Genomic DNA, 23,396 nt, shown 5'->3' with positions numbered 1-23,396 from the left:
CATAGGGTTATCCACAAAGCAAGCTATTGAATTAATTAAATAAAAGTAAGATATCCACAGATTTTCGGGTGACTCACTATCACTATTAATATAGATTCTTAAAGATAATAGTAATAGGCCTTGTGGGAAACTGAGATAATACTGTGAAGATCGCCAAACAATACTAGATGCCCTTTACCCCCCTTGTTTTAAGAGAGAAAAAGCAATTGATGCAGTTTTCCATTGAGAGAGAAGAAATCGTTAGACATTTAGCCATTGTTTGTGGTGTAGTAGAGCGACGGCATACGCTGCCTATCCTCTTCAACGTTCTTCTATCGGTTGAAGACTCAAGGCTATCCCTGACGGCAACGGATCTTGAAGTTGAGATAAGAACTACTCTTGAAGTTCTCCACCCAAAAGGAGGTAAAACCACAGTTTCAGCAAGGAAATTCTTGGATATTTGCCGTGCTTTACCTTCTCGAGCTGTACTGGAAGTACACCATGAAAAAGGACAATTTCACGTTCATTCTGGTCAGAGCCGGTTTACGCTTGGCACACTTCCAGCCGAAGACTTTCCAAGCACTGATAGCCTTGAGGAGGTGGTAGAGTTAGAATTGACTCAAGCGGAGCTAAAACAGTTATTGCACCAGACAGTCTTTTGCATGGCCCATCAAGATGTCCGTTACTATCTCAATGGTTTATTATTGGAACTTGGTGAAGAAGCTATCTATGCAGTCGCTACAGATGGGCACCGCCTTGCAGTGGCTTCTTTGGAAAAAGGACCTCGACGAGAGGGAGTGCATATCCAGTCTATCATCCCTCGTAAAGCGGTATTGGAGTTGGTGCGTTTGCTAGGGGAATCGAGTGAACCGGTACGATTAAAATTTGGTACCAATCAAATGGGGGCTGAATTTCAGGGGTTATCCTTTTCTACTAAGCTGATCGACGGGCAATTCCCTGATTATAAACGGGTAATACCTGTAGGCTGCGAGAAGCGGTTTATTGCTGATCGGGAACAATTTAAACAGGCTTTAGGGCGGGTAAATATTCTCACTAACGATAAATATCGTGGGGTACGTTTACATTTATCAAATTTAAAGCTTCAAGCGACTGTTACGAACTTGGAGCAAGAGTCCGCTGAGGAAGAGTTAGAGATCGAATATCAGGGAGAAAGCTTTGAAATTGCTTTTAATAACTCCTATCTCATTGATGTTCTTAACATTATAAATACTGAGCAGGTTAAATTAGAATTCACTAATGCCAATAGTAGTTGCCTGATTACTCCTATTGGTGAGGTTGGCAGCAAATATGTGGTGATGCCTATGAGATTGTAGCTCACTTTGGAAAAATAGTGGTTGATTGCCCCTGTGCTCACCTTTTATTTCATTCATCGGCCACCTTTCTAGCCTGTTTAATGCATATTGCTCATCTCGATATACGCAATTTCAGGAACCTAGAGCACATTGAGTTTTATCCCGCAAAAGGCCTTAATATTTTTACAGGTGCCAATGGCAGTGGTAAAACTAGCCTCTTAGAAGCTATTTATCTGCTGGGGTTGGGACGTTCTTTCCGTAGTCCTCAATTGGCCTCGGTTGTTCGGGGTAACATGAAATCGCTCCGCGTTGTGGCTAGAGTGAAGCAAGCCACAGACGCTTCCCAGGTCGTAGGAGTAGAGTTCAACTCTACCGGTTTTCGGGCCCGTATTAATGGAAACACCGTAAAGAGGCGTTCCCAACTAGCTGCCCTATTACCCTTGCTTTATATGTCCTCCTATAGCCATATCCTACTCGATGGAGGACCTCGCTATCGTAGACAATGGCTTGATTGGGGGCTGTTTCACTTGGAAGCTAATTTCCGTGATTTATGGTGGCGCTATCATCGGACGCTTAAGCAGCGGAATCATGTATTAAAAACCCAGATGCCGAGTTGGCGCCGAGAAATTGATGCCTGGGATAAGGAACTTGCCACTTATGGAGAGCAAGTGACCTCTTTCCGAGAAGCTATCCTCTCTCAGTTGCAAGACAACGTCTCTCAACTGTTTGCGGTCTTAGCCCACCAACTTAGGCCTGTTACTATGGAGTTTAAGCGAGGTTGGAGCCGTACTACCACTTTAGGACAAATCCTGAAAGCCACCCTGGATTATGATCGGGCGGCAGGTTACACGCGATATGGCCCCCATCGTGCAGAGGTGGCATTCTATGCAGGTGGGAAGGATGTTAGGGATATCCTATCGAGAGGCCAGCAGAAGGTGTTTTGCTATTCCCTGGCGCTGGGTCAGGTAGAGTTATTATGTAAAATTAAAGAACAACATTGTATTTTTCTGATTGACGATTTTACCTCAGAACTCGATGCAGATCATCGAAGCCGGGTGTTGGCGTTGCTAAACCAATTAGGGATCCAAGTCTTTGTTACTACTGTAGAAACACTAGATAATGAATTGAAGGCCTATCCCGATGCCCAACAGTTCCACGTGGAACTGGGAAAACTCAAAAAAATGGTATAATAAAGAATAACTTTAGGAGCAACAATGAAAGCCAACACCGCCTACGATTCATCTCATATTAAGGTCTTAAAAGGGTTGGATGCTGTCCGTAAACGCCCTGGCATGTATATCGGGGACACTGATGATGGTACTGGACTCCATCATATGGTGTTTGAAGTGGTGGATAATTCTGTCGACGAGGCCCTGGCAGGATTTTGTAATGAAATTAGTGTCATTGTGCATTCCAATGACAGTGTGACTATCTCCGATAATGGACGGGGGATTCCGACCGATGTCCACCATGAAGAAGGGCGTTCTGCAGCTGAGGTCATTATGACCGTATTGCATGCGGGGGGGAAATTTGACCACAACTCCTACAAAGTCTCTGGTGGATTGCATGGGGTAGGAGTATCCGTCGTTAATGCTCTTTCTTCTACTCTTTTTTTAGAGATTCACCGGGATGGCAAGATATACCAACAGCACTATTGTGATGGAGTTCCACAGGCTCCCTTAACGGCCGTGGGCACCACGGAGCGCAGTGGGACAACAATTCGGTTTTCGCCAAGTCCTAAGATTTTTTCCAACATTGTTTTTAACTTCGATATTTTTGCCAAACGATTAAGGGAACTAGCCTTCCTTAACGCTGGAGTTCGTATTTTATTAGAGGATGAGCGTACCAAACGAAAAGAAGAGTTTCTTTATGAGGGTGGAATACGAGCTTTTGTAAAGCATCTTAATAAAAATAAGACTCCTCTCCACGATAATGTTTTTTTCTTCCAAGGGGAAAGGGATGACGTGGTCGTGGAACTGGCGATGCAATGGAATGATTCTTATCAAGAGCATTTTTTCTGTTTTACGAATAACATTCCCCAGCGAGATGGAGGCACACACCTGGCTGGCTTTCGATCTGCTCTGACCCGAACGTTGAATCAATATATTGAGAGAGAGGGGTTAGCCAAAAAAACCAAAGTTAGCACAACGGGAGATGATGCTCGGGAAGGATTGACGGCAGTTCTCTCCATAAAAGTAAGAGATCCGAAGTTTTCCTCCCAGACCAAGGAAAAACTAGTCTCCTCGGAGGTTAAACCAGTGGTAGATGCCTTGGTTTCAGAATACTTTCAAAACTTCTTATTGGAGCACCCTGCCGACGCTAAAGCTATTGGCGGCAAGATGATAGATGCCGCTCGAGCCCGAGAGGCTGCTCGTAAAGCCAGAGAGTTAACACGCCGGAAGGGAGCTCTAGATATGGCAGGATTGCCGGGGAAGTTAGCAGATTGCCAAGAGCGGGATCCAACGCTCTCAGAACTATTTGTGGTAGAAGGCGATTCAGCAGGGGGATCTGCTAAGCAAGGACGTGACCGTAAAAACCAGGCTATCCTTCCTCTTAAGGGCAAAATCCTGAATGTGGAGAAAGCCCGTTTTGACAAAATGCTAAGCTCTGCAGAAGTGGCTACTCTTATTACAGCGCTAGGGTGTGGTGTTGGCCGGGAAGAATACAATCCTGATAAGTTACGGTATCATCGGGTTATTATTATGACAGATGCCGACGTTGATGGGTCCCACATACGCACGCTGTTGCTCACTTTCTTCTACCGCCAGATGCCTGAATTGGTAGAGCGTGGCCATATTTATATTGCCCAACCTCCTCTTTACAAGATCAAGAGAGGAAAGCAAGAGCGGTATATCCGGGATGACGCTGAGATGGAATATTATTTAATCAACTTAGCGATTGAGAATGCAAAAATCTATTCCGAGCCGGGCGCAATACCCATTGAGGGGGAAGCCCTGTTAACCCTGGTAACCGATTATTTTCAATTGAAAGGCGCTATTGAGCGACTTTCTCAGCGGTATGATTCTTTATTGCTCGATCAAACGTTATATCTTGATATCGTGTCTACTGAGCTGATGACAGAAGTTAAGCGGTTAGAGGCATGGGCTACTCAGCTAGAGTCGCGGGCGAATAGCGCAGCAAGAGATGGCGTACGTTATGAGATTGAGGTCACAACACCCGCTGAAAATCAGGTACCCATTCTCCAAGTGAAGATTACCCGCCATGGAGTAACCGCCTATCAGCGTTTTAGCATGGATTTCTTTGCTTCTCCTGATTACCAACATATTCAGGAGTTAGGGAAGCCTTTAGTCAAACTTATTAAGGCAGAAAGTTATGTCCAACGGAATGATAAGCAACAATCAGTTAACAGCATTCAAGGAGCGGTCAAGTGGTTAATGGAAGAAGCTAGGCGAGGTCAAACCGTACAGCGCTATAAAGGGCTTGGAGAGATGAATCCAGAGCAATTATGGGAAACCACGATGAACCCTGCTACCCGGCGTCTCAGTCAAGTTCGAATTGAGGATGCCATTGCGGCAGATGAAATATTTACTACTTTAATGGGAGATCACGTGGAACCACGACGAGATTTCATTGAAGCTAATGCGCTAAATGTGGCCCACCTTGATGTTTAGTTTAAGAGATAAGCAAAGATTATTAGTTGAAAAGTATCTTAGAGTAAAACTGGTAATATTTCCCATCAAGTTCCCCACAGTACCGTATCTTGCCAAGGATACCAGTGAGCCATAGTCACGATAGTGATATTCCTGAAGTGGTTTTCCCTCCAGCTGATTGCGTATATTTTTATATAACAATTTAGCTTGTTGGTGGACTGCTTGGGCACGAGGCGGCACTGTTCCTTCATGACTTATCCAAAGACAGACGGTGCAGCTACCAAGGGAAAAACATTCTCATCGTGGGTGGTCTGAATGTCTGTCTAAGAACCAATGGGCTGAGTTCATTGGTTTCCAGTTGGTGGGAATCAAATGTGCCTGCAGCAACTTCGTGGAGCAATAGTTTCCAAATGTGAGTAGGACTGACTTCTAAGTACCTCAGTGAAAGTTTTGAAATATTCCGGGAGCGAGCCGGTGGCGTGGAGCCAGGGGACAGGGAAGTCCCCGCCCCGATTCGCCGGGAGCGAATCGGGACATCCGCAGGAGGCCCCTCAGGGGGCGCGCCAGAAAGGGTGCACATCAAACTCCTTTTTTTAGGCAGGAAAAACGGGTTTGCGGAACACCACCGGTTCGTTCCTAAAACACCTCATATTTTATTCATAGGTACTTATTAAGGTAACCTCAGCCAATTGCATAGGAAAGGTACGATGAATGCCGATTTTCTAGCCGCTGACAGTTTTGCTTCTCCCTGTGGGGGGACTCTGCGGCGTCTTCATGCCTTGCCATTCAGAGGGCTCGCCGTATATTTGGGCACCTTCAATTGCTGTTTTTAGGATGATAGTTCTGAATAGATCATTTCCTAGGTTCTGTACCCCCAATGACTAAAATAGAGAAAAGCCTCTGAGAGATCCGCTAGTGAGGGAACATATCCTCTTTCTTACTGGAAAACTAGCTGAGCCTAGCTTGCGCAAAATCCTCAAGAGTATGGAACCGGTGGATTTTGATTACACTGTGAAGCAACTGGGGTTGAGTGTTGCTGCTTTAATGACGGCAGAAATGGTCGAACGCCGCTTGACGGAAACCGGTGAAGCCACCCGGATTTTGGTACCAGGCCGTTGCCGCGGTGATTTAGAAAAACTCTCCGCAATACTGGAATTGCCTGTGGAGCGAGGGCCAAATGAGCTCAATGAGCTTCCTACTTACTTTGGTCGCAGCGGTCCAGCCCCCGATCTCAGTCGATACGATGTATGTCTCTTTGCTGAAATCGTGGATGCTCCGCAGCAATCAGTCCAGGGTATTCTAGACCGGGCTGCCTACTATCGAAGTTGTGGTGCCGATGTTATCGATCTGGGTTTTTTTCCAAGTGAACCCTTCGGCCACCTAGAAGAGGCAATTCAGGCCCTTAAGGCGGAGGGATATTGTTTAAGTGCCGATTCCCTGGAGCCAAAGGATTTGATCCGCGCGGGAAAAGCGGGAGCAGATTATCTATTGAGCCTCACTGAGAAAACCCTTTATATTACCGATGAAGTAGGTTCTACTCCTATTCTAGTCCCAGCTGCACGAGGGGATTTATCTTCCTTGGAGCGGGCGATGGAAAGCCTGGACAAACAGGGGCGTACTTGGCTTGCTGATCCCATTTTGGAACCTATCCATTTTGGCTTCATGGATTCCCTAGCCCGTTATCATGAACTGCGTCGTCGCTATCCCCAAGCGCCCCTCCTGATGGGGGTAGGTAATCTGACGGAGCTAACAGATGCCGATACTACCGGGATTAACGCCATTCTGTTTGGTATTATTTCTGAACTTGGAATCAGTGCGATTCTAACCACAGAAGTGAGTTCCCATGCTCGGCGCGCAGTCCGGGAGGCAGATCTTGCCCGCCGTATCATGTATGCGGCACGGGAAAACAATGCCCTGCCACAGAATATTGATGATGGGCTGCTATGTCTCCATGAGCGGCGGCCTTTCCCCGATTCTCCTGAAGAGATTGCTGAGTTGGCAGCCCGAGTTAAAGATCCCAGTTACCGTATCCGCATCAGTCAGGAAGGAATCCATATTTTTAACCGGGATAGTATTCACAGGGCTCAAGATCCCTTTGATTTATTTCCCCATCTTGCCGTGACAGAAGATGCAGGCCATGCCTTTTATCTGGGGGTGGAGCTATCACGGGCACAGATTGCCTGGCAATTAGGTAAGCATTACAGCCAGGATGAAGAACTAGATTGGGGTTGTGCCTATGAGGGAGAGGCGGAAGATCTCTTGGAGCAAAAGCCACCTGGTACCACGCTGCAGAACTCTAAGCGGGGGGAGGGCAATGGCAAGGCTTGAGAGCAAGATCCATGAGGTTATTGTTACCACCTTAAGTGAAGACGGGCAGATTCATGCAGCACCCATGGGCATTTGGGAAGAGAAAGGCAATTTTATCGTGGCTCCTTTCAAGCCCTCTACCACCTACAATAATTTATTCCGCCATCCTGAGTGTGTAGTTAACTACACAGACGATGTCCGGGTATTTGCGGGCTCGGTTACGGGTCGGCGCCATTGGCCTACCCAGGTGGCCACCCATGTCTACGGGGGTGTCCTGGTACAGGCTTTGGCCCATAGTGAACTGCGGGTGACTCAATTGCAGGACAGGGATCCTCGAGCTCATTTTTATTGCCGGGTTGTACACGAAGCGAACCATAGGCCTTTTCGTGGCTTTAACCGGGCTCAAGGCGCCGTTATCGAAGCCGCCGTGCTGGTAAGCCGCTTACATCTCTTACCTTTCGATAAGATTGAAAGAGAATTGAAATATCTCCAAATTGCTGTTGACAAGGCTGCAGGGCCTCGCGAATGGGAAGCTTGGGAATGGTTGATGGAACAGGTTCAACATTATCGTGGGGAAGAAATAAAGTCATGAACCGCTGGCTGGTCAGTGTTCGTAATCTGGAAGAGGTCACCACTGTGCTTGCGGAAGGGCCTGACATCATTGATCTTAAGGAACCCAAAGAAGGGGCTTTGGGGGCTCTACCCTCAGAAACCATTTGCCAAGCTGTCGGACTGATTGGAGGTCGTTGTCCTACTAGTGCCACTATCGGTGATCTCTCCATGAAACCCGCACCCATTTGCCACGCCGTGGAACAAATTGCAGCCACGGGAGTGAACTACGTGAAAATTGGTTTGTTCCCCGATGGCCGGGTACCTGATTGCCTAGTGGCACTGCAGCCGTTGGCAGTTCAAGGAGTTTCTTTGGTGGGAGTAATGTTTGCCGACAAACAGCCCAACTTTTCTTGGATATCCTTGATGCAACAGGCAGGCTTTACAGGAGCCATGTTGGATACGGCCACTAAAGATGGCCGCAATTTGCTCAGCCATCTGTCACTGGCTGAGCTGAGTGGCTTCGTTCAAGCAGTTCGCAGTGGTGGTCTGGTGAGCGGCTTAGCAGGTTCCCTTAGTTTTGAGGATATACCCAAGCTGCTGCCTTTAGGAGCTGATTATCTGGGATTTCGCAGCGCTTTATGCTGTGCTGGGCAGCGGCAATCTAGCCTTGATCCAAAGGCTATTGTTTTGCTTAAGCGCGCTTTGAATAGGCGCTGACAATAATTTCAAAAGAAATACCTTTTAATAGATTTTGGCTTTCCCCAAATTGAGTTGGATAATTTTTCTCAAGGGGCTAGGGGGATAAGGAAAATTTAGAGGTAGCTCAGCCACCAGCTTTGGCTACGTTTTTTGAGATGAGCATACCATCGGCACAGGGGATAGAGTGCTCCCACTACTATAATCCACACTAGGTAAATCCGCAGCAGGCTGGGTTCATAACTTTCCGGAAAGTCGCCAGAGTGGGAGAGGTACCGCAGTCGATCCCAAGTACCAAATGTCCATCTGATCCAAAGCATCGCCAGGGTGTGGATGAAGAGTAGGTGCACGAGGTAGTAGAAAAAGGGGACCTGCCCGAATACCTTCACTCCATCGGCGAGCCGTCCACGCCATTTTTCAATCACGGGTAGCAAAGCAATGGCTGGGCCTAAGGTCATCAATAAATAGGCCAGTGATGGTGGGTACTTCTCGGTATTCAAAATCTCAAGAAAGCTGAACAGAAGGCCGCGCTCACTGGGTTGCCAGGGCTCCGGGTCACCATAGAGATTGAAGCCGCGAAGAATAAAAAAAGCGGCAACTAATCCTAGGCCAAGTTTATAGAGGAGAGGATTGCGGCGGTCGGCTGGCAGGATCACGAGGTGACCAAAGCCATAGCCTGCCACCATTACCCCAAGCCAAGGAATCAGCGGATAGACGACAAAAAAGTAATTGATAACTGAAACTGGCTGGCCTCCCATTTCATGTAAGATGTTCCAGAGGATGGACCAGTCGCCGAATTGTTGGGCTTGGATGGGATCGAGTAGATTATGACCCGCTATCATTGCAAGGGCGATTCCCATGGACAACCAAAACGGCAGATAGAGCATTCCGGCTAAGTAGATCATTGACCAACCGATGACCCAAATCACCTGAACAAAAAGATAGGGATACCAGCCGAAAGTCCAGGAGAGGTTGATAACTGATAACTCAATAAAGATAAGCCATAGCCCTCTGGTGACTAGAAAATATGCTAGCTCGTGATGGGAGTAACTTCGGTTGCGGCGGTAGAGGTAGGCGCTGGTTCCAGCCAGAAAGATAAACACTGGCGCACAAAAGTGAGTGATCCAGCGGGTTAAAAACAATCCGGCAGAGGCTTGGGCAAGATCCTCGGGTGGGTAAGGAAAGGGGCTGAAGAAATTACGGACATGGTCAATGGCCATGATGACCATGACAATTCCTCGCATGAGATCCACAGAGACGATGCGGGGTGCAGTGGCTGATAAGAGTCCTGACTGACTCAATGCTGGCTCCCTCTTCGGCCCACCTTTTGGGCAATTATTTTTTATCTAGAGTCGTAGTTTCCACAAAAAGTTTATCTTTTTGATCTTTTGAAAGCTATCAGGTGACTGAACTAAGGGGACATTTGTCTTTAATAAACTTTTAAATCGCCTGGAACTAATGACTTTCAGGTAGTGACTAATTAGTCACTACCTGGCTTGAGCAGGTCTTTTCAAAATCACCCACCGTCAGGAATCAGCTCTCTCCTGAGGGAACCTGAAAATTGTAATAATCCATCGGTTCGATGAGCTGGTCGAACCTTTATGAGGTTAAACCAAAGATGGTTTCACGCCGTTTTCTGGTGGTATTTTTCCTGGGCGTTACCCTGTTTGGAGCTGCGCTGCTTGCCTTCCCCCTTAGAAAAACCGCTTATCAATCTCCACCTCCTACCGCCAAATTTGATCTGTCAAAGTTGGAAACAGAACCTCTGTGTCCGGAAGTGGATCCCCTATGGCGGAAATCCCAGATTATTGATGAGGTTGAGATAGAGGAATCCTCTCTTTGTAACCCAGATAATCCTGCTTTAGTGGCTGCTTTTGTGAAAGGCACTAACAATATTTCCCATGATACTTTGATGGAATCAGGATTGGCGATGGATGCCGTCACTAAGGGGAAAGACTCGGATGGGGACGGTGACCCAGATGTTATTGAGATCCGGCTTGAAGTGGCCGAATTAAACGGACGTTCCCCCGACTATCCTGAACCTATTCCTGGTTATTTCATTGCTCCAGGTATTCAGCCTGGTTTTTGGGCCTTTGTCCCTAAAACCCACGGCATGTCTACTGAAAACTTCGAAAGTCTGAAGGCTAACCCCTTATTGCGATTACCTTCCCCCACCATCCGGGTCGAAGCAGGGGATATGATCAGAATAATCCTAGAAAATACCCATTATCTGCCTCACACGATCCATTTTCATGGGGTCGATCATCCTTACATGAATGGGATGGGCAAAGGTAATGATGGGGTGCCAGAGACCAGCCACCGCCCGGTGATGCCTGGCGAAAGTTTTGTTTATGAAATGAAGCCAAGACAGACTGGCACCATGCTTTATCACTGCCATGAACAGGCACCTGTCCATGTCATGCTAGGGCTAATGGGGATGTTCGTTGTGGAAGAGAATCGCCCCAATAACTGGGTCCAAACCTTAAATGTGGGAGCAGGACAGGTACGTCATCCTTCCGTGGCCGTTAAAGAAAATTACGATCGCGAATATGATCTAATCTACCAGGAGGTGGACCAGGATCTTAATAATTTAATCAAAACAGCAAATGATCCCCGCTTGATCGCCAAGGCCACCACCCGCGGCTATGATATGACTGAGGGTACCCCTGATTACTTTTTGCTCAATGGGCAGTCATTTCCCTATACGTTGCGAGAATCACTTATCGTTGTCAATGCCAATGAGCGTATCAAATTGCGTCTGGCCAATGGGGGAGACGATAAGTACATTGCTATCCATAGCCATGGGCACAGGATGAGAATCACCCATTACGATGGGATAGAGCATAACCCGGAGGCTCAGATTACGCGGGATGTGGCTGATCTCAGTCCAGCCCAGCGCTTGGATTTAGTCCTCACTACCATTGATGATGGTTTGCATAGCTTCGGCGAAGGGGTATGGATGTTCCACGATCACCAAGAGAAGGCGCTGACTTCGGACGGGATGTATCCAGGAGGAGGGATTACCTTGATCGTTTATCATTCCTATCTGGGTGAAAATTATATGCCGCTACTCCATGGCGTAGATATCAAGCCGTTTTTCTCTAAAGCGTTCTATGAAAGAAAAGTACCGGCTTGGAGTAGCTATGACGAAGCAGGCATATTAGGTGATCCTGAACTTGTAGTGGGCTTCGTCAGTATCCGCTCTCTATTATTAACTTTTCTTGCTGGATTACTATTAGGGGGGATTGTGATTGTAATGGGCGCATTTAAAAGACGTGCTAGTCATACTCGGCATATGGCAAAAGCAGAAAAGTAAGGCATTTTCATTTAAGTCCGAGCTCTTCTTGGAACTTTAAAGGGTAGAAGACGTAATTGGAAAGGATATTGGTCCCCGTGGAAATATCTCCCATGGGGACCAATTTAGCCAATAAAAATTTTCTTCTATGCAGAGAAGCTAGGCTTCTTTATGGTAAGCTACCACCCGTTCCACTTCATTTTTAGAGCCGAGGATGACAGGTACTCGTTGGTGAATACCTTCCGGCTCTACTTCTAAAATTCGCTGTTGGCTAGTGGAGCTGGCACCACCAGCTTGTTCCACGATGAAGCTCATGGGATTGGCTTCATACATTAAACGCAATCGGCCAGGTTTGCTTGGATCCCGGCTATCCCAGGGGTACATGAAAATCCCGCCTCGGGTTAGAATCCGGTAGACTTCTGCCACCATGGAGGCAACCCAACGCATGTTGAAATTCTTGCCTCGGGGACCTTCCTTCCCTTGTATACATTCCTCAATATACCGTTGTACCGGTGCTTCCCAGAAACGCTGATTAGACATATTGATGGCGAATTCCCCGGTATCCTTCGGGATGGTCATATTAGGATGGGTAAGGATAAATTCGCCAATGTCCTGGTCTAGGGTGAAACCATTGACGCCATGGCCGGTCGTTAACACCATCATAGTGGTAGGACCGTAGATGCAAAATCCAGCACAAACTTGTTGGGTACCCGGTTGTAGGAAATCTTTCTCGGTGGGCTCAGGCACTCCATCCGGACAGCGTAGGATGGAGAAGATGGTTCCTACCGAAATGTTGACATCAATATTGGAAGAGCCATCCAAAGGATCAAAAAGCAAAAGGTATTTACCCTTAGGATATTGGTTAGGAATTGAAATGATACCTTCAACTTCTTCTGAGGCCATGGCGGCTAGATGTCCCGTCCATTCCAGAGACTTCACCATGACCTCATTGCTGATCACATCGAGCTTTTTCTGGCCTTCACCTTGGACATTTTCAGTCCCCGCAGTCCCCAGTATATCGATGAGACCACCACGGTTAACTAAGTGGGAGATAGTTTTACAGGCAGTCACGATATCGTTAAGCAGCCCAGTAAAATCGCCTGTAGCATTGGGAATACTGCGTTGTTCCTCGAGAATGAACTGAGTTAAAAAGGTACCACTATGCATAAATTAATTACCCTCTTACGTGTTTAGCGAAAAACAAAAAAACTTAATGGAAAATAGACGGAGAAAGGGCTGTATACCCTGAGCTAAATCGTCAGAATCCAAATAACAGTGGGTTGAGTTGACACTGACATAGGGAAATGTATCCCTGCTCAATCGAACGTTATACCCAAAGATATTGTTATTCTGCCCAAATGTTGCCCCTAGATTTTGGCCCAGCTGTAGGAGTAGTCTGCTTTTAGGGCCAGATTGGGGAGGGTTGCCATGTCCATTTGGGGTACAAAAAAGGCGCTATTATACCAACAACAGGAAATAAGATTTCCATGTGAGCATTAATAGAGTATATTTTTAAGCAGTTTCTTGGATCTGGATCAAAATCTCACCATGGCCCAAAGTGGCCATATCACCGCAAAAACGATGGACCCGATCCGTTTTAGTAAGGTTGGTAAAGCGGGTTTCCAGACTCTGGTAAGATTTCAGCATGAGGGGTAAAAAACCTAGCGTGTGATAGCCGCAGTCATTAAATGTTGTGCTCAACTTAGAGGGGGCTTGCCAAAGCAAAAGAGTCCCTCGTTTCATACCATATCCTGGATAAATTCCAGTTTTCCCCAACACCGCAATCGTGCCCGCTAACATGCGTGAGCCCAAGTAATCACCTGCGTTTCCCTCGATAAGCAAAGTTCCCCGACGCATGTGGTCTCCAGCACGGGCGCCCACATTTCCAGTGACAATGATTGTTCCCCCCCACATGCCAATTTTGTTACCAGGTCGGGCAGCGCCTAGGAAATCACCACTATTACCTTCAATTCGGAGTAATCCTCCCCCCATTTCACAGCCTGCAAAAGCACCGCTATTGCCGCGGACATGGATTTGACCAGTATTCATGCCCATGCCTACATAGGCACCGCAAGGACCCTGGACCTCGATTTGGCCGCCAGAAAGATTTTTACCTAGGTAATCAAGCAGGGCAGTTTCGCCGGTGAAAACTAGGTGCTTGGTATTGTCCCCGGAAATCTCAAAGAGTTCATCTACCCGTAGGCGGCGATTGCCTGTCATCAAGGCAATAGAGCCTATTTCAGCCTTAGAGAGGTCTGCTAAATTTTCTGGAGTAAGCGGGGAGACATCCACCCCCTGGGGAGGAGTAGTTTTCAAAGTTAGAGTCAGCATATTCATGGGAGATTTCCATAAACCATCGTCCTATGGGATATCGGCAAAAAGAAAGACTCATTCTGTAACTGGGTCATTCTGCTGCTAAGCCATTCGTCATGCCATGATTTCCTGGAGGTGAAAATGAAAGGGACCAAGTCTACCACCGTAATTACCTGCGCTGATGCGAGAGATCCCATTTTGGGCTCCGAGACTACAGGCGGCGGAGATTCCGGCGCGCATGGCTTTTTGGATGTCTTCTTCAGAAAGACCATCAATGACGATTTCCATCACCGATTCAATTTCGGCCGAAAGCTCAGTTCGGGTTTGCCCTTTTAGGGTAGGACAAAAAGCTTCGTTGGTGGAGGCATTCAGCCCCTTGTACTTAGAACCTACTTTTGAGCCTGAGCGAACTATGCCGCCGGGAAAGGGCATAATGACATTGGGAATTTTTTCCATGGCTACAATAGCTGCCTCGCAGGCAGCAAGAGCTTGGGGTTGGGATTGGGCAAGAACGAGAAAGTTGCCACCTCCTATGGCAGAGATCAGGCCCACAGTTTCTTCAGTGAGAAATTCGCCGTCCATGACAGGAACCCGCCAGTAGCGGCGGCCATTAATCAGTTTTGATATCTGAAAGCCGTCGCCAAAAAAGCGAAGATTTTTTCCCAGGGGAAGGGATTCACCCTCCTGGATTCCGGCAAATAAAGCGGAAGTGGGTGAAGTGAGCACGCATTGACCAGCCCGGGTTTCAAGCTGCTTGGCCAATCCTTTGCTTCCCATAGCAAATATCAAAACGGCAACCCCGGGTCGTCCGTCCGGGGTTTCAGAAGGGGCTAATTCACGCTCAATGCCTGCTTCACAACCGCAGGCAATTACTGAAGTCGCAAACCCCGTCATGGCTTGAGCCGAATGATGGGCCCACTTGAGATTTTGAGCGGTAATAATGACCCGGGTGGCTTTCATGGGGAAAGCTTCAGCAAAAGAGGGGTCAATCTTGACGCCGTTGATGATCATTGGGATGCTCCCCCATGACAGGGATGCACCTGAATACGGCCCCGTCCAGGGTGAACAATTTCTTCATCGTCTATTTTAAAATTGCTAAGCTTCATGGAAAGATAACGATCAAAGTAGCTAGCAAGCTCTTTTTCTATGCCGTTATCGAACTCTGGCCGGACCACGTGAGTGGTTCCCCAGGTCACCTTGACGATCTCTCCATTTTTAACCACTAGTTCTCCGTCCTTAAAGACATAGTCGGGTTTAGAGAACATTTTTTCTTTGTCTTCATGTTCCGTATAGACGGTGATATCGGCTGCCGCCCCAACACCCAGATGCCCCCGGTCTGAAAGGCCAAGTAGCTTAGCGGCTCCGGCCCGAGTGATGATGGCGATTTCGTAGAGGGAGTACTCTCGGTCAATAGCGCCTAGAGTGCTTGCTAGGGCAGCATCCGGATGGATAGTGGCTAGCATGTCATTACGGAAACTACGGTCCATCAATAATCGGATGAGATGGGGGTAAGTGACAAAGGGTGCGCCATTAGGATGATCGGTGGTGAGGAATACCCGCCAAGGGTCATCCACTAAAAGAAAGATTTCTAGACCAATGGCCCACTGTAGGGCATTGACAAAGCTCTTATCCCGGTATTTAAAAGGAACAATGCCGCAGCCTGCATCACATTCAATATCCATGCAGACCCACTTCTTGGGGCGGGCATGGGTGTGGCCAGCATACTGGCGCATATTGTCACCTGAAGCCGTAACAGTTTGTCCAAAGAGAATCTGACCGACGTCAATAGTAATATTGGCGTGCTCCTTCACTGCTTCCGCGATTTGGGCTGCCCCGGAGGAGAACTTGCGGTCACCTTCAGTTCCATAGCTATGGAATTGTACATGGGTAAGATGCATGGGAAGGCCCTCAATCCCCTGGATGGTATTTAAAGTGGTCTCTATGTTGCCCGGCACACCCAGATTACAGCCATGGACATGAAGGGGGTGGGGAACGCCTAGCTCATGTACTGCACGGGCAAGATGAAGCAGGACCTGGCGCGGCGTGGCGCCGTAGTAGGGACCTGGTTCGTCGAGATCTAGCTTGCGTTGGTTGAATTTGAAGGCGCTGATGCCGCCGGGATTGACCACCTTAATCCCCAGGCATTGGCTTGCTTTCAAAGTCCAGGCCACATAGTCGTTAAAAGCTTTCTGGTCCTTGTTCGCTGCCAACATCCGCAGCACATAGTCGTCACTGCCCAATAAGACATAACCGCCTTTATCCACGATGGGAATATCCCCCATCTCCATATGGGCCTGACGGGCATTCGTAGGCAATACTGCGGGTTCGAAGGCTGCCGTATAGCCCATTTCTGCATACCGGTAACCGGTAGTAAAGGTGCTGGGGACGGCATGTCCGCATCCAGCCCGTAATAAATCAGTACGGGCTAGCGGATCAGCACGGTGGTCTTCCGGTAGCAGGGTGCGGGCGATATTGACTTTCCCCCCACCAATATGGGTATGCATATCAATAGCCCCAGCCATGACTATTTTATTGCTCAGGTTATAGTTCTGGTCGATAGGGAGATCACCGGGGGAGTCGACAATGCGGCCATCGCGTACATAAATATCACGAACTTCGCCATTGATTCCATGCATAGGATCGTAGATGGTGCCGCCAGTGAGTTTGATGAGCATGGTGGGCCTTCCTCCCGTCGGGCAGGCGATGAAATTAACGACTTTATTGGAGCATGGCGTTAACAATCTTGGCGGTGCTGGGAAGCCCTGATTGCCGCAATTGACGTAGGGGTACGGCGACAACATTGTCGCTGCGGTAGGTATGCCCCGGATGGTCGATCCCCGGCGTGCCTATGGGGATAAAGACTTCTGGCGCTTGGGTAAAGGCCATGCCAGCTCGCCCCAATACCACGGTGGGAATAGAAGTCGCCGGGGGAGTTCGGCCTTGATCGAAGGCCGAGATCCACACCAAGGCATCCGCCGCCCCTGATTCGAGTAGACGTTCAGAGCTGCAGTGATAGGGGTCATAATCAGGGTAACCTCGGGCAAAGCTGATACGTACAGGATAACCCGTCTGCCAGGTGCAGACTTGGTTAGCTGTGATCTGACCGTTCTGCCCGCCTAGAGGAAGCCCCGAGCAGCGGGTCGTTTTATTTACGGCCATGATTAATTCACAGAGCATTTGGATAGTGAGTTCGGCATGAGGGAAAGTCCACTGTCCTGCAGCCCACGCCACCACGCCATACTGGGCTTGCTTTAATCTATCTGCTAAAGCGGCTAATTCCTCCATGGCAATTCCTGCTACCGCCTCGGCTTGGAGGAGATGGCCAGCTATTTGGGCCCGCAGCGCGGCCACCACTTCTGGAAGTTCATCCTGTTTACAGTGGATGACTAGGGGGGCACGGCCATCAGGTCCGTAGGCCGCCTGTCCACTGGGCGATTTGCCTAAATAAATAATTTCTCGCTGAGCAGTGTCTTGGTTAAAGAGTGTTTCCGGGTTCCAGATATAGCGTTCGAAAAAACGGGGAAAGTGGGCTTCAATATCGCTGCCTACTACCAGCAAGAGATCGACCCGATTTTTCACTTCACTGAGGGTTGTGGTTATCCAACCGCTGTCCTGAAGAGCCAAAATGTTGCGCAGGGCCGCTTCGGAATCCATGTGATCGACCACTGCCCCATAACGATCGGCGAGAGCTAATACGGCCCGGATTCCTTCCACATCAGTAGCAAGCCCTGATATCAGGGGTAATTTCGCTTGACTGAGAATTTCAACAGCGCGCGCGATCGCTGCTTCTAAGTGGGTTGCTTTACCCTGAATCTGGGGGGTACTCTCGCCTATTTTCTGCTCAAAAGCGGGTTGGGTCACCGGGCAGCCGTTCTCTAGAACAATGAGCCGATTGCCTTCCACCTTCACCTTAAGGTCATCAGCAGCAATGCCGCAAAATGGGCTGGGGACCTCATCCCAGACTCCAGGCTGGATCTGGCGGGTCATGATCTTCTTTAGTCGTATTTAATGTATTTAAAACGAGGGTCATCTGGGGTCCCTTCTAGAGGTCCCTCCTCTTTTGCCGGTTGCCATTGAATGACCTCTTCGATTTTTTTGGCTAGGGTAAAGTCTTTGTCGGTAACACCTTTGGCATGGTGATTGACGAGTCTAACCTCCACCCAAGCGTAAGAGGCAGTAAGATCGGGGTGATGCCAAGCCGCTTCTGCTAAATGACCCACCGCATTGATAACCATTAGGGTTCCTTTCCAACTGTTGGTTCGGTATTTCCTGCGGATCCAGCCTTTTTCGTAATACCAATGGGGCAGTTCTTTTTTGAGCCGTTCCTCAATTTCTTCTTCGGTGTAAGCCTTTTCTTTCACTTGCTCAGTCATAGTGGCCTCCCTTGGATTCAGTCTCCTCTAGGCTGATAAGCATAGCCTATAGCAAGAGAAATTAGGAACCTCTGATTAATTCCCGCACGCTTGGTCCTTCGAAGAGCTACAGCTCACAGGCGCGGCTGCTATGTTACGCCGCTTACCCATAGCAGCCGCGCCTTATGCGCCTTTGAACCAATATTTTATTCGTAGGTACTTAAATCGGTTCACGAAGGAATTAATCAGCGGTTCCCTAGGACTTCACTTTAAACATCTGGCATTCGATTTGATTCTTGCGCAATTGCCGGCGGATCCGCTGGAGATTGGGGAGATTGGTGCTAGGGCCAATGCGGACTCGGTGCCAAGTCTTGTTGTTATCGATGGTCACAGTTTGAATGGTGGCCTCTACTCCCATCAGTGCCAGATCAGCCTTACGTTGGTCGGCTTGGGCATAACTGCGGAATGAGCCTGCCTGCAGAACATAAACTTGCGAGGGTACCGATTTGGAAGGTGATGGTTTAGGTGTGGGTGAGGGTTCAGGGGGTCTCTTGGGTTGAGGTTTTGGCTGTTGTTGAGGGGATAAAGGTTTAGGCTCTGGTACCGCCACCTCCATTTTGGGCAGTAGAGTATAAAACTCAAACTGGGGTGGTGGGGACTGCTCTGTGTTGATTTTTTTGGCTTCGATAGTATTTTCGATTGCAGGAGTGTGATCAGCACTCTTCCTTATCCAGGGAAGCCAATTCTGGAGGGAAGGCAAAAACATTATCAAGGCGCCAACTAGTAATCCAGCAATAAGCCAAGGCCAGCGTGGGGGTGTTTGACTAGAGGAAGTGCGTCGTCTGCGTGTATTAGGGGGCATGGATTACATGGCCTCCGGTGCCGAGACACCCAGCAATGTCAGACCATTTTTTATGACCTGCTGGGTCGCTGCAATTAATGTTAATCGCGCATTCCGTAGTTCAGGGGTATCCACAAGAAAGGTATGGGCATTGTAATAAGTATGAAAATCTCTAGCTAAATCCATAAGGTAATAGGCCAATAGGTGGGGTGCACTTTGAGTGGCAGCATCTTCAACCACCTCTGAATAACAGGAGAGGCGGTCCAGTAACGCTATCTCATGGGATTCATTAAGCTGCTGTAATTGTTCCCTGCCTTGCTTTGGATTCCAGGCAAGCCCCCGTTCTTCAAGTTGGCGGAAAACACTCGAAATACGGGCATGGGCATACTGCACATAATAGACGGGATTTTCATTGCTTTGGGACTTGGCCAGTTCCAAATCAAAATCCATATGCTGTTCAGCGCTACGGATGACATAAAAGAATCGGGCTGCATCTTTTCCCACCTCTTGGCGCAATTCTCGCAAAGTGACGAACTCACCACTGCGGGTGGACATTTGTACCTTTTCCTTGCCGCGGTAAAGAATGGCAAATTGGACCAGCCGGATCTCTAGTTGCTGGGGATCAGCACCTAGGGCCTGGAGGGATGATTTAACCCGTTGCACGTAGCCATGATGGTCGGCGCCCCAGACGTCGATTATTTTAGGATAACCCCGTTCCAGCTTATTCAAGTGGTATGCAATGTCCGAGGCAAAATAAGTAGGCTGACCATTTTCCCGTATGACGACCCGGTCTTTTTCGTCGCCGAAATCAGTGGAACGAAACCACCACGCGCCTTCTTTCTGGTAAAGATGGCTCGAAGTCTTGAGCCGTTCTACCGCCTGCTCTACCGCACCGGTTTCCATGAGATGGCGTTCGGAAAACCATTCGTCATAGGTGACGTCAAATTCAGCTAGATCCTCACGGATGTCTGCCAAAATCGAATTAAGCCCCCGATCAAAAATCTGCCGATAACCCCTTTCTCCCAAGAGATCTTTGGTTTTTTGAATAAGCGCGTCAATGTATTGTTCCTTGTCTCCCGTAGGGGCATCTGGCGGTAATCCGGCTGTGATCTCTTGCCCAGGACAATGGAAAATATCGCCTTCTTCAGTCTTTAGAACCTGGGCAATATCCCGAACGTAACCCCCTCGATAGCCATTGGCAGGAAAGGGGAGAGTCTCGCCACACAATTCTAAGTACCGTAACCAAACGCTGGCGGCAAGAATATCCATTTGGCGTCCAGCATCGTTCACATAATATTCCCGGTGAATCTTATAGCCCACAGTGGTGAGTAAGCGAGCGAGAGCGTCGCCATAAGCCGCTCCCCGGCCATGGCCGACATGGAGAGGTCCAGTAGGGTTGGCAGAGACAAACTCTAAGTGGATCGGCTTATTTTGCCCTAAATTGCTGCAGCCAAAATTTTCCCTTTGATCTAGCACTTGAGAAACTACAGCCTGAAAGGCGGGGAAAGCCAGGGTGAAATTGATAAAACCTGGGCCCGCTATCTCGACTTTTTCCACCCAAGGGTGTTCCGGCAAGCGGCTCACAATGAGTTCGGCTAGATCTCGCGGTTTTTGCCGTGCTTCCTTGGCCAACACCATGGTGATATTACTGGCAAAATCCCCATGACGTTTGTCCCGAGTCCGCTTAACCTGGATTTCATTAACCTTCCAAGGGGGCAGCACCCCTTCTTGTTGTAAAGAGGAAAGGGCAGTAGCAATAAATTTCCGAAGTTGTTCTTTCAAGAGAGGGTCTTCTTTAGTGATTGTCTTTTGAAAAACAGGAGATTCTAACCTGGCTGCCGCCGAACGAGAAGGGCTTATATAGTTGCTTTTTGTGGAGGCCTACATGAGATCGACCGGGTCCACATCTAAGGACCATTGTACCTTCCGGGCTGCTTTAAGATGTTCTAGTTTGGGTACCCAGGCAGCCAATGATCGTTGCAGATGGGTGCGAGAACTTCCTTGAAGTAGAAGTTGGGCGCGATAGCGGCCAGCCCGTCGCTCCATGGGAGCGGGTACTGGCCCAAGTAGGGTTACTCCCTGGAAATTAGACTCTGCGGCCAGGTCCCGCGCCATTTCAAGAAATATCATCGGAGCGGCAGGGGACACGGCTCTTGCGCGAAGCAGGGCCAGATAGCCCTGGGGAGGAAATCCGATTTGGCGGCGCTCTGCCAGAAGTATCTCGGCTACGTGTCGATAGCCATGGTCTACTAGCGCCGCCAGCAAAGGATGGCCCGGATGATGAGTCTGGATCAACACTTCGCCGGGCTTATTGCCTCGGCCGGCCCGTCCCATCACTTGAAGAATGAGTTGAGCCATGTGCTCTCCGGCGCGAAAGTCGCTGCCAAATAGACCCTGGTCAGCATCTAGGATTCCCACTAGCGTAATATTAGGGTAGTGGTGTCCCTTTGCTAACATCTGGGTGCCAATCAGGAGGCGATATTTTCCACTATGAACACCCTCCAGCATTTCATTCAAGGTCCCTACTCGGCGGGTGGTATCCCTATCAATACGCGCAATCTCAACCTCCGGAAAAAAAGTTTTAAGCCCAGCTTCTACCTGTTCTGTACCTAATCCCCGTGGGCGTAAGAGCGGGTTCCTGCACTGCGGGCAGCCGGTGGGTAAAGGATATTCAGCTCCGCAGTGGTGGCAAAGCAGTCGGTCGGTGCGCTGATGGACGGTCATATAAGCGTCGCAGCGGCGACAAGGCACGACAAAGCCGCATTCGTGGCAGATTAGGGTGGGCGCAAAACCCCGTCGGTTAAGAAACAGTAATGCCTGATTTCCTTGCCCTAAATGATGCTTCACCGCCGCCAGCATAGCCGGAGAGATTCCAGCCTCCAGCGAACGGGAGCGGACATCAATTAATTGAATTCTTGGCGTTTGCGCTGGGCCTGCCCGTTGTGACAGCCGTAGCAAGCTGTAGCGTCGTCGCTTGACATTATCAAGACTTTCCAAGGAAGGGGTCGCACTGCCTAATACGACCGGTATTTTAGCCTGGTAGGCCCGCATGATGGCTAAATCCCGGGCATGGTAGCGGAATCCTTCCTGTTGTTTAAAGGAAGGATCGTGTTCCTCATCAATAATAACTATCCCCAGATGCTGGAGAGGAGTCCATATGGCGGAGCGGGTTCCAATAACGACGGCAGCCCTACCCTCATAGGCGGCAAGCCAAGCGGCTAAACGCTCCCGGTCAGTTAGGGCAGAATGCAAGACTGCAATGGGAGCCTGAAGCTGGCGGCGAAAACGTTCTACGATTTGGGGAGTTAACCCGATTTCCGGAATGAGCACCAAGGCCTGGCGGTTGTGAGTGATTATCTCTTCAATGACCCGCAGGTAGACTTCTGTTTTGCCACTGCCAGTTACCCCTTCTAATAAGAAAGGTTGAAATTGTTGTTGAGCAGTGAGGATAGTGGTGACGGCTGTTTTCTGATCGTCATTGAGCTGGTGTTGAAATTGCTCCTTCAAGGGTTCTTTGTCCCTGTGGATGAATTCCTCTTGAGAATGCACCCAGCCCTTAGCGATCAGGCTGCGAAGGCTACTTTGGCAAGCACCCAATTGTTCCTTGATTTGGGATGAGGTTAAGCCTTCTGGATGGGGGCGTAGTAGCTCTACCAGTTGCTGCTGTCGAGGAGCTCGGTTAAGTGTTGCTAACTCAGCGGCGCGGCCTTTAGGGCTCAGCAACCACCGTCGGTAGACAGGGGGGGCAGCGGGTTTCCCCTGGCGTAGGTGTTGAGGTAAAGCACTAAAAAAGACTTCCCCGGGGGGGTGATGATAATACTCAGTAGCCCAAGTGAGGAGTTGGAGCAAAGAGGGGGGAATAATAGGAGTTTTGTCGAGGCAGTATTGGGCTCGCCTTAGCTTATCGGCAGTGATTGGACTTTGGGAGCCGATGCTGGTGAGGATGCCTACCACCGTGCGTCTGCCAAAAGGGACCTGTAAACGTATGCCAGGTTGCAATTGTTGACGCGGAACTCCAGCTGGCGGTAAGTAATCAAAGTAACGCCGCAAGGGGGAAGGGATGGCCAGACGCAGAATAGTTGGAGGGGTCGCCATCAGGTCATTGGCAGCGTTAGCTTGCCCGATAGGAGATTAAAG

17 protein-coding genes are annotated in these 23,396 nt (G+C 48.9%); 7 read left to right on the top strand and 10 right to left on the bottom strand.

The window, feature by feature from the left end:
- Positions 1-167 precede the first annotated feature (167 nt).
- The 6 genes from dnaN to E3U44_RS04070 all read left to right on the top strand — a co-directional run bounded on the left by dnaN (position 168) and on the right by E3U44_RS04070 (position 8,479).
- A complete protein-coding gene (gene dnaN, locus E3U44_RS04100) occupies positions 168-1,313 on the top strand; it encodes a DNA polymerase III subunit beta (RefSeq protein WP_240761728.1) in 1,146 nt (381 codons plus the stop codon).
- Between the two features lie 17 nt (positions 1,314-1,330).
- Entirely contained in the window at positions 1,331-2,482 is a 1,152-nt protein-coding gene (gene recF / locus E3U44_RS04095; RefSeq protein ID WP_240761727.1) for a DNA replication/repair protein RecF, read from the top strand.
- Between the two features lie 24 nt (positions 2,483-2,506).
- Entirely contained in the window at positions 2,507-4,924 is a 2,418-nt protein-coding gene (gene gyrB, locus E3U44_RS04090; RefSeq protein ID WP_134356792.1) for a DNA topoisomerase (ATP-hydrolyzing) subunit B, read from the top strand.
- An 894-nt stretch (positions 4,925-5,818) separates the two neighbouring features.
- Positions 5,819-7,231, top strand: coding sequence for a DUF6513 domain-containing protein (locus tag E3U44_RS04080; protein ID WP_134356791.1), 1,413 nt, complete (start codon positions 5,819-5,821; stop codon positions 7,229-7,231).
- Positions 7,218-7,802, top strand: a complete 585-nt coding sequence (locus E3U44_RS04075; RefSeq protein WP_134356790.1) for a DUF447 domain-containing protein — start codon at positions 7,218-7,220, stop codon at positions 7,800-7,802. The genes E3U44_RS04080 and E3U44_RS04075 overlap by 14 nt, the downstream gene beginning before the upstream one ends.
- On the top strand, positions 7,799-8,479 hold the full coding sequence (locus tag E3U44_RS04070) for a (5-formylfuran-3-yl)methyl phosphate synthase (RefSeq protein ID WP_134356789.1): 681 nt from the start codon (positions 7,799-7,801) through the stop codon (positions 8,477-8,479). Before E3U44_RS04075 ends, E3U44_RS04070 begins: the two co-directional genes overlap by 4 nt.
- Before the next feature lie 95 nt (positions 8,480-8,574).
- On the opposite strand, the gene E3U44_RS04065 is transcribed toward E3U44_RS04070, so the two are convergent.
- Positions 8,575-9,759, bottom strand: coding sequence for an acetyltransferase domain-containing protein (locus tag E3U44_RS04065; protein ID WP_134356788.1), 1,185 nt, complete (start codon positions 9,757-9,759; stop codon positions 8,575-8,577).
- A 317-nt stretch (positions 9,760-10,076) separates the two neighbouring features.
- On the opposite strand from E3U44_RS04065, the gene E3U44_RS04060 reads away from it, so the two are divergent.
- Complete coding sequence (locus E3U44_RS04060; protein ID WP_134356787.1) at positions 10,077-11,774, top strand: multicopper oxidase domain-containing protein; 1,698 nt, start codon at positions 10,077-10,079, stop codon at positions 11,772-11,774.
- A 138-nt stretch (positions 11,775-11,912) separates the two neighbouring features.
- Here the strand turns inward: E3U44_RS04060 and E3U44_RS04055 are convergent, their stop codons facing one another.
- The 9 genes from E3U44_RS04055 to E3U44_RS04015 all read right to left on the bottom strand — a co-directional run bounded on the left by E3U44_RS04055 (position 11,913) and on the right by E3U44_RS04015 (position 23,354).
- Positions 11,913-12,920: a class 1 fructose-bisphosphatase gene (locus E3U44_RS04055; RefSeq protein WP_134356786.1), complete on the bottom strand. Its 1,008-nt coding sequence runs from the start codon at positions 12,918-12,920 to the stop codon at positions 11,913-11,915.
- 345 nt (positions 12,921-13,265) lie between these two features.
- On the bottom strand, positions 13,266-14,090 hold the full coding sequence (locus E3U44_RS04050) for a formylmethanofuran dehydrogenase subunit C (RefSeq protein WP_134356785.1): 825 nt from the start codon (positions 14,088-14,090) through the stop codon (positions 13,266-13,268).
- Positions 14,091-14,180: 90 nt separating this feature from the next.
- Positions 14,181-15,077, bottom strand: a complete 897-nt coding sequence (fhcD, locus tag E3U44_RS04045; RefSeq protein WP_134356784.1) for a formylmethanofuran--tetrahydromethanopterin N-formyltransferase — start codon at positions 15,075-15,077, stop codon at positions 14,181-14,183.
- A complete protein-coding gene (locus E3U44_RS04040) occupies positions 15,074-16,741 on the bottom strand; it encodes a formylmethanofuran dehydrogenase subunit A (RefSeq protein ID WP_134356783.1) in 1,668 nt (555 codons plus the stop codon). Before E3U44_RS04040 ends, fhcD begins: the two co-directional genes overlap by 4 nt.
- A gap of 43 nt (positions 16,742-16,784) precedes the next feature.
- A complete protein-coding gene (locus E3U44_RS04035; RefSeq protein WP_134356782.1) occupies positions 16,785-18,053 on the bottom strand; it encodes a formylmethanofuran dehydrogenase subunit B in 1,269 nt (422 codons plus the stop codon).
- Positions 18,054-18,061: 8 nt separating this feature from the next.
- Positions 18,062-18,439 (bottom strand): 4a-hydroxytetrahydrobiopterin dehydratase, encoded by a 378-nt coding sequence (locus tag E3U44_RS04030; protein WP_134356781.1) that lies wholly within the window; start codon positions 18,437-18,439, stop codon positions 18,062-18,064.
- Between the two features lie 235 nt (positions 18,440-18,674).
- A complete protein-coding gene (locus tag E3U44_RS04025; RefSeq protein WP_134356780.1) occupies positions 18,675-19,280 on the bottom strand; it encodes an SPOR domain-containing protein in 606 nt (201 codons plus the stop codon).
- Between the two features lie 3 nt (positions 19,281-19,283).
- Positions 19,284-21,041 (bottom strand): arginine--tRNA ligase, encoded by a 1,758-nt coding sequence (argS, locus tag E3U44_RS04020; RefSeq protein WP_134356779.1) that lies wholly within the window; start codon positions 21,039-21,041, stop codon positions 19,284-19,286.
- 99 nt (positions 21,042-21,140) lie between these two features.
- Positions 21,141-23,354 carry a primosomal protein N' gene (locus E3U44_RS04015; protein ID WP_134356778.1) on the bottom strand — a complete coding sequence of 738 codons (2,214 nt, stop codon included), beginning with the start codon at positions 23,352-23,354 and terminating at the stop codon, positions 21,141-21,143.
- Positions 23,355-23,396 lie beyond the last annotated feature (42 nt).

Origin of the sequence: Nitrosococcus wardiae (assembly GCF_004421105.1) — a bacterium.
In the GTDB taxonomy this organism is placed as follows: domain Bacteria; phylum Pseudomonadota; class Gammaproteobacteria; order Nitrosococcales; family Nitrosococcaceae; genus Nitrosococcus; species Nitrosococcus wardiae.
Note: the sequence above shows the minus strand (reverse complement) of the source record. Positions and strands in the feature narration are given on the sequence as shown.

Bases quoted from the DNA above. Each gene is read 5' to 3' on its own strand.
- E3U44_RS04070 (WP_134356789.1), top strand. From the start codon at position 7,799: ATGAACCGCTGGCTGGTCAGTGTTCGTAATCTGGAAGAGGTCACCACT.
- E3U44_RS04015 (WP_134356778.1), bottom strand. From the start codon at position 23,354: ATGGCGACCCCTCCAACTATTCTGCGTCTGGCCATCCCTTCCCCCTTG.
- gyrB (WP_134356792.1), top strand. From the start codon at position 2,507: ATGAAAGCCAACACCGCCTACGATTCATCTCATATTAAGGTCTTAAAA.
- dnaN (WP_240761728.1), top strand. From the start codon at position 168: ATGCCCTTTACCCCCCTTGTTTTAAGAGAGAAAAAGCAATTGATGCAG.
- E3U44_RS04060 (WP_134356787.1), top strand. From the start codon at position 10,077: ATGGTTTCACGCCGTTTTCTGGTGGTATTTTTCCTGGGCGTTACCCTG.
- E3U44_RS04040 (WP_134356783.1), bottom strand. From the start codon at position 16,741: ATGCTCATCAAACTCACTGGCGGCACCATCTACGATCCTATGCATGGA.
- E3U44_RS04075 (WP_134356790.1), top strand. From the start codon at position 7,218: ATGGCAAGGCTTGAGAGCAAGATCCATGAGGTTATTGTTACCACCTTA.
- E3U44_RS04055 (WP_134356786.1), bottom strand. From the start codon at position 12,920: ATGCATAGTGGTACCTTTTTAACTCAGTTCATTCTCGAGGAACAACGC.
- E3U44_RS04035 (WP_134356782.1), bottom strand. From the start codon at position 18,053: ATGACCCGCCAGATCCAGCCTGGAGTCTGGGATGAGGTCCCCAGCCCA.
- fhcD (WP_134356784.1), bottom strand. From the start codon at position 15,077: ATGATCATCAACGGCGTCAAGATTGACCCCTCTTTTGCTGAAGCTTTC.
- E3U44_RS04050 (WP_134356785.1), bottom strand. From the start codon at position 14,090: ATGAATATGCTGACTCTAACTTTGAAAACTACTCCTCCCCAGGGGGTG.
- E3U44_RS04030 (WP_134356781.1), bottom strand. From the start codon at position 18,439: ATGACTGAGCAAGTGAAAGAAAAGGCTTACACCGAAGAAGAAATTGAG.
- E3U44_RS04025 (WP_134356780.1), bottom strand. From the start codon at position 19,280: ATGCCCCCTAATACACGCAGACGACGCACTTCCTCTAGTCAAACACCC.